Genomic DNA, 12220 nt, shown 5'->3' on the forward strand with positions numbered 1-12220 from the left:
TTGGCTCTCGCATGACTTAACGCCGTTTCGCGATGCCTTGCAGGTTTTCTCCGCAAGCTACGAAAACCCGCCCGGCGCTACGGCTATCGGGGACTAAAAATCTTCACTTCGCTGGCGCTCCGTTTCCAAGATTTTCAGCGACTGAACATAGTGACTGCCTGGGATTTGGCGAATCAACCGGTTGACCGGATACAAGCACAGTTTAATATTGTCGTGGCACGCACGGTGATGGAACTGAATGGCATCGCCTGCTTGATGATTGACGATGTTGTTGCGGACAAGCTGCAAATTGTCTGCTCGCGCAGTTTTAAAAGGCGTCTGACTGAAGAGGATGAACTAGCCGAAGCACTGGCCGAATTCTGCAGTCGCGCCGCAGAAAAACTCAGAAATCAGCACTCTGTAACGGGATCGATCAGCGTGTTTATACGCACCAACCCGCATAACGCCCAGGAGCCCTATTACCAGCGTTCGGCCAGTATGATTTTGCCGCAAGCGACACAAGACACCCGCCGTCTTGTCCATGCCGCCAAACAGCTATTGAAATCACTCTTCAAGGCCGGTTACCGCTATCAGAAATGCGGTGTGCAACTGTCAGACATCCGGCCTGCAACACAGCCCGATCAGCAAGATTTGTTTTTATATGACGATCAAAATCCCACAAACAATGCTGCCGTCCTGATGGATACTGTCGATCAGATCAACCGGCGCTTCCATAAAAAAACCATCACCGTTGCTGCGACGGGCCTGGGCCAGCGCTGGCAAGTCAGTATCAACAACAAATCCAGCCGGTACACCACCGAATGGAGCGAGTTGGCCAAAGTCAAATGCGGTTAGCAGACTGTCAGCATTCAATCAAATTAACCGCCAAACCGCCGCGTGATGTTTCCTTGTATTTCGTCTTCATATCCGCACCGGTCTCGCGCATCGTTTTGATCACTTTGTCCAGCGATACAAAATGCGTTCCATCGCCGCGCAAAGCAATGCGCGCGGCATTAATCGCCTTGACCGAACCCATGGCATTGCGCTCGATACAGGGCACTTGGACCAAGCCGCCAACTGGGTCACAAGTCAGACCCAGATTATGTTCCATGCCGATCTCGGCAGCATTTTCAACCTGTTCGGGGCTTCCTCCCAATACTTCAGCCAAGGCACCGGCAGCCATTGAGCAGGCAACACCGACCTCGCCCTGGCAACCCACCTCGGCACCGGAAATCGACGCATTCTCCTTATACAAAATACCGATGGCGGCAGCGGTTAATAAAAACCGGATAACGCCTTCTTCATTGGCGCCTTCGCAGAATTTCCAATAGTAATGCAGCACAGAGGGAATGATGCCCGCTGCTCCATTGGTCGGCGCGGTCACAACCCGGCCACCGGCGGCATTTTCTTCGCTGACCGCCAAGGCAAAAAGGTTAACCCAGTCCAGCGTTCCGACAGGCACACCCGGCGTCTGGTGAGGAATCTGATGCGTCATCTGTTGATATAAATGCGCCGCCCGGCGTTTGACTTTCATGCCGCCGGGCAAGACACCTTCTGCGTGCATGCCCCGATCGACACAAGCTTGCATAACCTGCCAGATGGCCAGCAAATGATTTCTGATCTCTTTCTCACTCAACCATGCCTTTTCATTTTCCCACATCAGCTGACTGATGGATTTTTTATGCCGGGCACATAGTTTAAGCAGCGCATCGGCCGATTTAAAAGGATAAGGCAGACAGGTATCGTCATCAACCAAGCGGTCGCTGGCGGCATTTTCTCCGGTGACAACAAACCCGCCGCCAACCGAATAATAATCCTTTTGCAAAAGCTCATTGCCTCCTGTGTCCATTGCGGTAAAGCGCATACCGTTGGAATGGAAAGGCAACAGTTTTCGATGAAAAACCAGTTGTGTTTTTTCATTGAACGTAATCGACCGACGCTTGAGTAAATTAAGACGACAGGTATGCCGGATCTCTTCGAGTCGGCCCGGAATAATCGATGGATCGATCAAATCCGGGGCCTCACCTTCCAGTCCCATCATGACGGCTTTATCCGTACCATGGCCTTTGCCGGTCGCTCCCAATGACCCATAAAGCGCAATATGGATTGTCTCAACCTGCTCGATAAGGCCGGACTCTTCAAGTTTACGCGCAAACTGCAATGCCGCCCGCATAGGTCCCACCGTATGTGAACTGGAGGGGCCAATTCCGATTTTAAACATATCAAATACGCTTATTGCCATGGTTTGCCTTAAGAGTGGTCCAACAAAACTTAAAATTAAACAACAGACTCACTTTGTCAGCCAGTGTTTTACAAAAACCTGGATAAAGCAAAGCAAAATTTAAACCAGCGAGAGTGATCAATGATTCCTGCCGTTTAATGACGATCCTGACCAGTAATTTCAGTTGCGCGCCTTTACATTTCTCCTCTGCCTACTGATCAGAAAAAATCATCTTCGTTCATTTTTAGCTCAATTGGCAACGACTCTCCCGCTTTGAATTGAGGGTGTAGATAATTGATTTCAAAGGAGACTTAAATACACCCCTATAGCTTTATGCAACATCCCTGTTGTAAAAACGTTTTCAATCAACCGCCTAGACCCACTAAAATTGGAGGGGTGAGCAGAAACTCCCAATTGAACAATAGAACAGAGAGCTAATCCAACAGAATGCCTTATCGTGGTGCATTAATTTTGACCCTCGCTGGCATTTGGCCGGAAGCCGGACATTTTACTGGTATATTGAGAGACGCGATTGAGCCGGAGCCATTAAATAGGCGTCCTATTTGAGAAGGTGCGCTTTTAAAAGACTCAGTAACGAAACACGTAATAGGCCAAAGGATTTACTCATGTTAAACAAATCAAGGAGTATAAGATGACCCAATCAAAAATGTTTTTGTTGTTGGCTATTGCCGTTATGGTAATGGTGTTTTTCAGTTTCGATCTCCAACAGTACCTGACACTGGAAAGCCTGAAGTCGCAACAAGCCGCGGTTGAATCCTATCGCAGCCAATTCCCTGTCAAGGCTGTACTGATCTATTTTTTAATGTATATCACGGTGACCGGGCTTTCACTTCCAGGAGCGACTGTATTAACACTGGCAGGCGGCGCGGTATTCGGCCTTTTTTGGGGAACCGTGATCGTTTCCTTCGCCTCGACTTTAGGCGCCACATTGGCGTTTCTCGCCGCACGATTTTTATTCCGTGACTGGATTAAAGTCCGTTTTGGAGCCAGGCTTGAAGCAATTAATGAAGGCATCAAACGAGACGGCCCCTTCTATCTGTTTACGTTACGGCTGGTACCGTTGTTTCCGTTTTTTATAATCAATCTGGCGATGGGCTTGACTGCGCTTAAAGCCAGAACTTTTTATTGGGTTAGCCAGGCAGGCATGCTGGCCGGAACGCTGGTTTATGTCAATGCAGGCACCCAATTGGCGGCTATCGATTCGCTGGGCAGCATTTTATCGCCCGGCTTGATCGGTTCCTTTATTTTGTTGGGCCTGTTTCCGTTGCTGGCTAAAAAGATCATCGATACCGTGACCAAACGAAAGCTCTACGAAGGCTGGCAAAAACCGGAACGCTTTGATAACAACCTGATTGTCATCGGCGCCGGTTCCGGGGGCTTGGTGACAGCCTACATAGCGGCGGCGGTCAACGCCAAAGTTACATTGATAGAAAAACACACTATGGGCGGTGATTGCCTGAATACCGGCTGCGTCCCTTCAAAAACGCTGATCCGGTCGGCCAAATGGCTGGCGCACCTGAGAAGAGCTCAAGAGTTCGGCTTCAATCAGGTCACTGCCGAATTTGATTTCGCCAATATCATGGACCGGGTGCACGCGATCATCAATACCATTGCACCGCACGATTCCATCGGACGTTATCAAGCTCTGGGTGTTGACGTGATTCAAGGGGAAGCTAAGATCATCACCCCTTGGGAAGTGCAGGTCAAAACGACTGATGGCATTCAAACATTGACCACTCGATCGATCGTCATTGCTGCAGGTGCCCGACCTTTACTGCCACCTATTCCCGGCATGGAACTGATCGAGCCCCTGACCTCGGACACGATCTGGAATCTCAGGGAGCTACCCGGCCGTTTGCTGGTGCTGGGCGGTGGTCCTATAGGCTGTGAACTGGCACAGTGTTTTGCGAGATTCGGCTCCACCGTCATTCAAATTGAACAATTACCGAGACTGATGATCCGGGAAGATGCAGATGTCTCTGAAGCAGTAATGACCCGCTTCAAACAAGAGGGAATCGATGTAAGGGTGGAACATACCGCCGTGGCATTCATGATTGAAAACGGGGAAAAGTTGCTGATCGCCGAGTTCAAAGGTGAGACGGTCAGAATTGCATTTGATCAGGTTTTGATCGCGTTAGGCCGCAGCGCTAACATTAAAGGCTATGGTGTTGACGAATTAGGCATCGGACTGTCGCCCCGCCAAACGATTGCAACCAATCCCTTTCAGGAAACTACATTTCCCAATATTTACGCGGTTGGCGATGTCACAGGTCCATATCAATTTACGCATTTTGCCGCTCATCAAGCCTGGTATGCCGCCGTTAATGCCTTGTTTGGCCAGTTCAAAAAATTTCGCACCGATTATTCGGTGATTCCATGGTCGACGTTTACCGACCCCGAGGTCGCACGCGTGGGTATTAACGAACAAGAGGCCAGCCAGCAAGGCATCGCTTATGAGGTCGTGACCTACGGCATCGATGATCTGGACCGGGCAATTGCGGACGGTGAAGCGCACGGCTTTGTCAAAGTGCTGACCCGGCCCGGCAAAGATCATATTCTCGGCGTCACGATTGTAGGCGAACATGCCGGCGACCTGATCGCTGAATTTGTGCTGGCCATGAAGCATGGCATCGGACTCAATAAAATACTGGGGACCATTCATATTTATCCGACATTGTCCGAAGCGAACAAATACGTAGCCGGCGCATGGAAACGCGCCCATGCGCCAAAAACCCTGTTGCGCTGGGTGGCCCGTTATCATGCCTGGCGGCGTGGCCCGGCTTCTTTGCAAGATTGAAAGACGCGATGCTATTTTATGTTGCTGTCAATCCGTTATCGTAGGACTTGGAGTTGAATGACTAAATGAACACGGTTTTTAATTGCACAATTTTTGCCCATCGCGGCGCCAACCGGCAAGCGCCGGAAAACACTGCGGCCGCGTTTGATAAAGCGCTGAATTATGCCATCGACGGTATAGAAACTGACGTTCAGTTAAGCAGGGACGCCATCCCTGTTCTGTTCCATGATCGTTTTCTGGATAAGCTGGGCCTGCCCGACAAGCGCATCGACGACTATGATTTCGAAGAACTGCAGGCTATGCGTTTTACTCAGGCTCCGGATCATGAAGGCATTATCAGTCTGGAGGCTTTTCTCCACAGATACAGGGGGCGTTGCACTCTGAATATTGAAGTCAAAAACCATGAATGGGAGTCCGTCAGCAGGCAACAACAAAAAATACAGCTCATCCTGGACATCATGGGTGAGTCGGGGGCCGACGATGTGTTTGTATCATCATTCAATCTGCAAAGCCTGGAAATTGCATATCAGTATTCGAGTAAAACACCCCTGTTTTACATTTTGGAAGACCATCATACGGTTGAAGATCTTGACCTCGCAATGGGCAGACAGCCTTTTCTGGCTGGTTTTTGTTTACCGGTTAGAGGGATGACGCAGTCAATGGTCGAATACTTACACGCTCACGGCAAAACGGTCGTGACCTATACCTGTAACAGCGAGGCAGAAATAAAGAAAGCTTTAGATCTGAATGTGGCGATTATGATCACCGATGATCCACAACTCGCCTTGAAACTAAGATTATCAAGACGGGCGATGCTTAAGGGCTAAATACGTAGGCGCAATTTGAGATGATTTGATCAAAACCTCGTCGAAAAATGCCTTTCTACTCTGCGTTAAAGAAAACCCAAAGCGGATTTATCCACAAAATCTGTGGATAACCCTGTCTTTAAACTGTTTCAACACCCGTTAAACCCTTGTAAATACTGAAGTCGGATTAACTTGATCATAATATGGCCGGGTTTTTATATAACCCTATTCACAGAACAAAATCGGATGTGAAAGTAAACTTGTTGTCATCGTCAAAGGTGCTTTGTCAATTTTGATAATGGCGGCGGTGCTTGCGAGAACGTGTTCAACACCAAAAAGTTAAGTTCTTTTAGTCTTTTCGTAGATCCAATGATTTTTCCAGGGTAACTGCTCACTCTGGAAACTCAACTGATCCGGGTGTTTTTTTAAAATTGGCTATCGATTTTTTTCCGGAGAACAAATGGGATTTCAGGACCGCGATTATTACCATCAAAAAAACAAGAAGGTCTACTCGACAAACACATCCGGAAAAATAAGCTCATCGCTTAAATTCCTCTTATCCCCCTTTTTGACGCTTGCCATCCTATGGTACGGTGCCGACCGTCTTCTGGACAAAGTCAAAAACGCAAAAACCGTTCAGCCGGTTTCTGTAATAACGCGTCATCAGTCTCCTGATTTGATTCCCGGAGGCCTTATTTTAAAAACCGATATGCAAGGTCATTTCAGAGGAACAGTGCTGATAAATAATGTCCCCATGCCCTTTTTGATCGACACCGGAGCAACTACGACCTCGATTCCTGCCAGCATGGCAAAGTCAGCAGGACTGCCTTTAGGAAGCTTGGTTACTACTCATACAGCGGGCGGAAGGGTTCTTGATTATCAAACCCGGATAGACACCCTGAAAATGGGTAACGCAGAAATAAGCAATCTTGATGCTCATATTAACCAGCATCTGACCGAGGTATTGATTGGCATGAACACGTTGAAGTATTTTCATATCACTCAAAATGGAAATACGCTAACCTTGGTCGCTTATAACAGAACTGAGGAAATTGCTGAAATTGAAAGCGGATTAGCCTCGGCTTTACCTGAAAACATTGACCCACCTGCTCTTCCCCGCGAAGCCATAAAAACTGAGAAGAAAGTTAAACCCACCTGGAAAAAAACAGTGATCTGCGATGAGCAAAATCATTGTAAAACGACTTACAGTGATCATTGAGCCATTGACTGCCCAACGTTTGAAATTAGAAACCTGAAGAAAAAACTATTAACTCACGCAGTCTAGCCGATGCTCTCAAAGAGAAAAATCACCGGCAACAGTTATTCTGATTATAAAGATGTTGCAACTCTAACTCTTTTTCCCTAGCCGACCGCGTCATTTCGGCAGGGATTGCCGAAATCCAGACTCCATGGATAGCTCGAAGCTTAACCTCCATGGCAGTGGATACCCGTTTCCAGACGAGCATGACGGGTTTATGGATTCAGCTGAAACAGCTTGCTAATCAGGACAGTTATTGAACGTCGCCTTTAAAAAACCGCTTATCTTTTTTCGTCGGATTCTTCACCGATTTCCCATTCTTCAATGGAGACTTCAATGATTTTTCCAGTTGCGGCATCTACTTCCACTTTGGTTTCGACACCCTTTTCGCTCACTATGTCGAATTCGAATGAGGCGCTGCCATCCTTTTCAATTTCATATTCGACTTCTTCAATTTTGCCCGGATAAGCTTTTAAAGCTATCTTAGCGGCATCTTCTTCGGTAATTTTAGCTTTTTGCTTGAATGCCTGGCTTTTTGGATCAGCAACCTCACTTTCAGTTTCTGTTATTTTTCCGGTTACGGCATCGCACATAAATTCCCATTCAAAGCCGTTAGCGTCTTTAACTTCAACCTCATAGAATGGTTTACCGGACACATTCAGCTTTTCAAGTTTTAACACGGTTCCGGTTTTTTCTTTCTTTACCTCAGCCAAACAATCTTCCAAAGCCTGATCACCTGCCACCGACACAGGAATAACAGCATTTAAACTCAATAACATGACACCACTAATGAGCTGTTTTTTCATTTTGAACTCCAATCGATTTAGAATGAGGCATCAGAAATTATTCCCGATTTTCGGGAATTTTAACCCTGTCACTTAAATCAGTCCATTGTTTTTAGCGATCAGTTTGAATTGATCATTATCTTGAGCATTTAATTTGCGCCGAATCGCTGTTTGACAATTGAATACGGTTTTTAAAGAAATAGTCAGTTGATTGGCGATATAGGTTATGGGGAAATCCTCGGCAATCAGGCAAAACACATCAAATTCCCTGGAACTTAGCGCATCAAAAGGTTCCAAAATTTTCTTGATATGCCGCATGGCTAGCTTTTGAGCCACATCGTTATCTATGTAAATAACTCCCTGGTGAACTGCCTTAAAGATATCAGCCACTTCTTGCTGCTCATGCTTAGCCGTCAAAATCCCGCGAGCACCGGCTTGAAGATAATTGACTGCATTGTGAATATTTTCCTGTAAATTGAAAATGATAAATTTATTCGTTTCTTTGTTTTGCTGGGTTTGCAAAAGCTCGAGAATTGAATCGGGGGGCATTAATCCATCGATCCCTACCAAATGAAATGCTGAAAAATCGGCATAGTCTCTAGAAATATGATTAAACCGATACCGTTGAATCTCAAAATCATGACGTTGTAAACAGTCATAACCCGCTAACGGATCATGCTCATACGACAGCAATAACAGATTTAAGCAATTACCACTCATAGTATTATCATTAGCTAGCCAACAAAGATCGCACCGTAAATTGGACCCTATTTCGTTATCATTTTACATCTTGTCAAAGACCGCCCTTCCTGCAATCCCATCATGTTAAAATGTAATCCTAATTAAGGATGGAGTCACTTTAATCCTTCGACTCGTGTTATGCATCTTATATAACACTGGCTTTACAACTTTTTCATGCCCATGACCCTCGACAACATTGATTCAGAAATCACGCCGATAATCACCCCCGCGCCGTCCCATACACCAATGATGCAGCAATATCTGCGTATCAAAGCGGAACATCCGGATACCTTACTTTTTTATCGTATGGGCGACTTTTACGAGCTGTTTTTTGAAGATGCCGCAAAAGCGGCACAATTACTCGATATCACGCTGACCAGCCGCGGCCACTCAGGCGGCACGCCCATTCCAATGGCCGGCATTCCGTATCATGCCGCAGAGGGTTACATTGCCAGATTATTGAAACAATCCGAATCGGTCGCCATCTGCGAACAAATCGGCGACCCGGCAACCTCCAAAGGTCCTGTTGACCGGAAAGTCATGCGTATTATGACCCCCGGCACGGTGACCGATGAAGCCTTGCTGGAAGATCGAAAAGACAATCTGTTAGTCGGGATCCATCTTGACGGGCAGAAATTCGGCATTGCCAGCCTTGATTTGACTAGCGGCCGTTTTATCTTGCAGCAAATAGACAACCTTGATGCCTTTTTAAGTGAAATTGAACGACTCAACCCGGCCGAACTCCTGGTTTCAGAAGATTTCCGGCTACCCGATGCGCTAAAACAGCGGCGCGGCATCTGCAAACGAGCGCCATGGCATTTTGAAATCAACAGTGCGCGCCAGCACGTACTGAAACAATTCAATACCCTCGATCTAAAAGGCTTCGGCTGCGAGAACATGCCGGTCGCAGTTGCCGCCGCCGGTTGTTTATTGCTCTATGTCAAAGAAACTCAACAAACGGCTTTGCCGCATATTCAAGGCGTTCAGGTTGAACATAACAGCGACAGCATCATTCTTGATGCCGCCAGCCGCCGTAACCTTGAACTGGATTATCACCCGTCAGGCCAGCTTCAATTTACTTTGTTCGGTGTGCTGGATAAAACAGTCACAGCCATGGGCAGTCGCTGTCTGCGCCGATGGATTCATCGGCCTTTAAGGCAGCAGGAACGTTTGAAAGCACGGTATAACAGCATTGAATGCTTGATAACAGACCGTTGTTTTCAGACCCTTCAACGTCTACTCAAACAAACCGGCGATATCGAACGCATCAGTTCTAGAATTGCGCTTAAATCGGCACGGCCAAGAGATTTGCTGGTTCTGCGCGATACGCTGACGGTATTGCCCGATTTGCATTCAGTGCTATCGCAAATAGAAGATAACGAAATAGCAAGACTGCAAAACCAGTTAGGCGAACATCCGCAATTACTGGATTTACTCCGTAAATCGGTGGTTGATAATCCACCCGTACTGATACGAGACGGTGGTGTAATCGCTCCCGGTTATCATGTTGAACTGGATGAACTACGCAACTTAAGCCAGCACGCCGATCAATACCTGCTCGATATGGAAGCCCGCGAAAAAGCCGCAACCGGCATCAACACCCTCAAAGTTAACTACAATCGCGTCCACGGTTACTACATCGAAGTGCCGCGCTCTCAAGCGGATAATGTGCCTGCCTACTACTCGCGCAAACAGACGCTGAAAGGTGTTGAACGCTATATCACCGCTGAACTGAAAAGCTTTGAAGACAAGGTGCTCAGTGCCAAGGAAAAATCATTGTCGTTTGAAAAAGCATTGTATGAGCAGCTATTGAATAGCATCGCTGAATCTTTGCTCCCGCTGCAACAGTGTGCAAATGGACTGGCTGAGCTCGATGTACTGGTCAATTTTGCTGAACGCGCCGATACATTGAATCTCGTCAAGCCGGTACTGACGCAAAAATCGGGCATTCAGATAGATAGCGGCCGCCATTTGGTGGTCGAACAAGTATCCGACGTTCCATTTGTCGCCAATGACCTCAACCTGGGCAGTCAACGCAAAATGCTGGTCATTACCGGCCCCAATATGGGCGGTAAATCCACTTATATGCGGCAAACGGCATTGATTGTTTTGATGGCGCATATCGGCTGTTTTGTTCCGGCCAAATCTTTCAGCTGCGGCCCCATCGATAAAATATTTACCCGTATCGGCGCATCGGATGATCTGGCCAGCGGCCGATCGACATTTATGGTGGAAATGTCGGAAACCGCCAATATTTTGCATAACGCCACCGATAAAAGCCTGATCCTGATGGATGAGATTGGCCGGGGCACCAGCACGTTCGACGGCTTGTCGTTAGCTTGGGCCTGCGCCGACTATTTAGCCAAAATCACTAAAGCGTTTACGCTGTTTGCCACGCACTATTTCGAATTGACGGCTTTGGCTGAAGAGCAGAAAACCATTCACAACGTCCACCTGGAAGCGATGGAGCATGGCGATAAGATTATTTTTCTGCATGCGGTTAAAGAGGGACCTGCTAGTCAAAGTTACGGATTACAGGTCGCTTCGCTAGCCGGTGTCCCGGCTGTTGTCATCGATAAAGCCAAACAAAAATTACATCACCTTGAAAATACGGCTTATCTGGAACAGCAAGCCGGAACAGGCAATCATCAACTCGATTTATTTACCGGCAAGGAATATTGCCCGGCCGTTTCGTTGCTGTCTGAACTGGATCCTGATCAGCTGACGCCACGTCAGGCATTGGAATTGCTCTACCGGCTTAAGGGGATGATTTAACGAGAATTGCAGCCGGTTCAACCTTGTTTGGCTGAACCGGCTTTTTCGGATGTTAAGCAGAAAATACGGAATTACTTAGCTTTCTCTTCGCGCAACACTTCCACCAGCTGTTTTGCAGGAAGATATCCGGGGTAAACGCTGCCGTTTTCAGTCACAATCATCGGCGTACCGCGTGCCTCAAAATCAACGCCCAACTGCATGTGGGCATCAACCGGATGAGTACACTCTTTGGCTTCGATGTTTTCGCCTTTTTTCGCTTTGGTCAAAGCCGCATTTCTGTCACTGGCACACCAGACCGATACTGCTTTTTTGTAAGAATCGGTATCTTTTCCTGAACGAGGAAAGAAAAGATATTGAATGGTTATGCCTTCTGCCAGGTATTGATCAATTTCAGAATGCAGCTTCCGGCAATAGCCGCAGTCAATATCGGTAAATATAAAGACTTTATATTTACTTTCTTTGGGCTTAAATACGATCATTTGATCTTCACCCAATTTTGCCAAGGCATTTTTCCGCGTTTGTGACATTTTAACTTCTGTCAAATCGGTTCTTGCCGCCACATCGACCAAACGTCCCTGCAGCAGATATTTACCGTCTTCCGACATGTAAAAGATATTTGCGCCGACCACGACTTCATACAAACCTTTAACTTCAGAAGGCGTGATAGACTCGGGATTGATTGAAGGCATTGATTTTTTCAATGACTCTTTGATAGCGTTTTCATCGGCGCTCACCATGGATGCACTTAATACTGCACCGGTAAGCATTAGGGTTCTGATAAGTTGCTGCATGACTCTTCCAGGTAAGTTAATTTCGGTAATGGACTACTAGAAAAAG

9 protein-coding genes are annotated in these 12220 nt (G+C 47.1%); 5 read left to right on the plus strand and 4 right to left on the minus strand.

Annotated features, from left to right (window positions below):
• Positions 1–150: 150 nt before the first annotated feature.
• The gene (locus Q7V32_RS09595) at positions 151–834 is read left to right on the plus strand and encodes a DUF4113 domain-containing protein (protein ID WP_304896755.1); all 684 of its coding nucleotides are present in this window, start codon (positions 151–153) and stop codon (positions 832–834) included.
• Positions 835–841: 7 nt separating this feature from the next.
• Here the strand turns inward: Q7V32_RS09595 and Q7V32_RS09600 are convergent, their stop codons facing one another.
• Positions 842–2221, minus strand: coding sequence for an L-serine ammonia-lyase (locus tag Q7V32_RS09600; protein ID WP_304896756.1), 1380 nt, complete (start codon positions 2219–2221; stop codon positions 842–844).
• Positions 2222–2852: 631 nt separating this feature from the next.
• Here Q7V32_RS09600 and Q7V32_RS09605 point away from each other — a divergent pair.
• The 3 genes from Q7V32_RS09605 to Q7V32_RS09615 all read left to right on the plus strand — a co-directional run bounded on the left by Q7V32_RS09605 (position 2853) and on the right by Q7V32_RS09615 (position 7043).
• Positions 2853–5018, plus strand: coding sequence for an FAD-dependent oxidoreductase (locus Q7V32_RS09605; protein ID WP_304896757.1), 2166 nt, complete (start codon positions 2853–2855; stop codon positions 5016–5018).
• 65 nt (positions 5019–5083) lie between these two features.
• Positions 5084–5845 carry a glycerophosphodiester phosphodiesterase gene (locus Q7V32_RS09610; RefSeq protein WP_304896758.1) on the plus strand — a complete coding sequence of 254 codons (762 nt, stop codon included), beginning with the start codon at positions 5084–5086 and terminating at the stop codon, positions 5843–5845.
• Positions 5846–6284: 439 nt separating this feature from the next.
• Positions 6285–7043: a TIGR02281 family clan AA aspartic protease gene (locus Q7V32_RS09615; RefSeq protein ID WP_304896759.1), complete on the plus strand. Its 759-nt coding sequence runs from the start codon at positions 6285–6287 to the stop codon at positions 7041–7043.
• A 320-nt stretch (positions 7044–7363) separates the two neighbouring features.
• Here the strand turns inward: Q7V32_RS09615 and Q7V32_RS09620 are convergent, their stop codons facing one another.
• Both Q7V32_RS09620 and Q7V32_RS09625 read right to left on the minus strand, forming a co-directional pair.
• Positions 7364–7888 carry a PepSY domain-containing protein gene (locus Q7V32_RS09620; protein ID WP_304896760.1) on the minus strand — a complete coding sequence of 175 codons (525 nt, stop codon included), beginning with the start codon at positions 7886–7888 and terminating at the stop codon, positions 7364–7366.
• A 72-nt stretch (positions 7889–7960) separates the two neighbouring features.
• Positions 7961–8587 carry a LuxR C-terminal-related transcriptional regulator gene (locus tag Q7V32_RS09625; RefSeq protein WP_304896761.1) on the minus strand — a complete coding sequence of 209 codons (627 nt, stop codon included), beginning with the start codon at positions 8585–8587 and terminating at the stop codon, positions 7961–7963.
• 270 nt (positions 8588–8857) lie between these two features.
• Here Q7V32_RS09625 and mutS point away from each other — a divergent pair, with 270 nt between their 5' ends.
• Entirely contained in the window at positions 8858–11383 is a 2526-nt protein-coding gene (mutS, locus tag Q7V32_RS09630) for a DNA mismatch repair protein MutS (protein ID WP_370691450.1), read from the plus strand.
• A 71-nt stretch (positions 11384–11454) separates the two neighbouring features.
• Here mutS and Q7V32_RS09635 read toward each other — a convergent pair whose 3' ends face one another.
• Positions 11455–12174, minus strand: a complete 720-nt coding sequence (locus Q7V32_RS09635; RefSeq protein WP_304896762.1) for a DsbC family protein — start codon at positions 12172–12174, stop codon at positions 11455–11457.
• Between the last annotated feature and the right edge of the window lie 46 nt (positions 12175–12220).

Source organism: Methylicorpusculum sp., from assembly GCF_030651835.1.
GTDB lineage: Bacteria > Pseudomonadota > Gammaproteobacteria > Methylococcales > Methylomonadaceae > Methylicorpusculum.

What these genes read in the sequence shown, in the direction of transcription:
- Q7V32_RS09600 (WP_304896756.1), bottom strand. Translation starts at nt 2,221, where the DNA reads ATGGCAATAAGCGTATTTGATATGTTTAAAATCGGAATTGGCCCCTCC.
- Q7V32_RS09605 (WP_304896757.1), top strand. Translation starts at nt 2,853, where the DNA reads ATGACCCAATCAAAAATGTTTTTGTTGTTGGCTATTGCCGTTATGGTA.
- Q7V32_RS09610 (WP_304896758.1), top strand. Translation starts at nt 5,084, where the DNA reads ATGAACACGGTTTTTAATTGCACAATTTTTGCCCATCGCGGCGCCAAC.
- Q7V32_RS09615 (WP_304896759.1), top strand. Translation starts at nt 6,285, where the DNA reads ATGGGATTTCAGGACCGCGATTATTACCATCAAAAAAACAAGAAGGTC.
- Q7V32_RS09620 (WP_304896760.1), bottom strand. Translation starts at nt 7,888, where the DNA reads ATGAAAAAACAGCTCATTAGTGGTGTCATGTTATTGAGTTTAAATGCT.
- Q7V32_RS09625 (WP_304896761.1), bottom strand. Translation starts at nt 8,587, where the DNA reads ATGAGTGGTAATTGCTTAAATCTGTTATTGCTGTCGTATGAGCATGAT.
- mutS (WP_370691450.1), top strand. Translation starts at nt 8,858, where the DNA reads ATGCAGCAATATCTGCGTATCAAAGCGGAACATCCGGATACCTTACTT.
- Q7V32_RS09635 (WP_304896762.1), bottom strand. Translation starts at nt 12,174, where the DNA reads ATGCAGCAACTTATCAGAACCCTAATGCTTACCGGTGCAGTATTAAGT.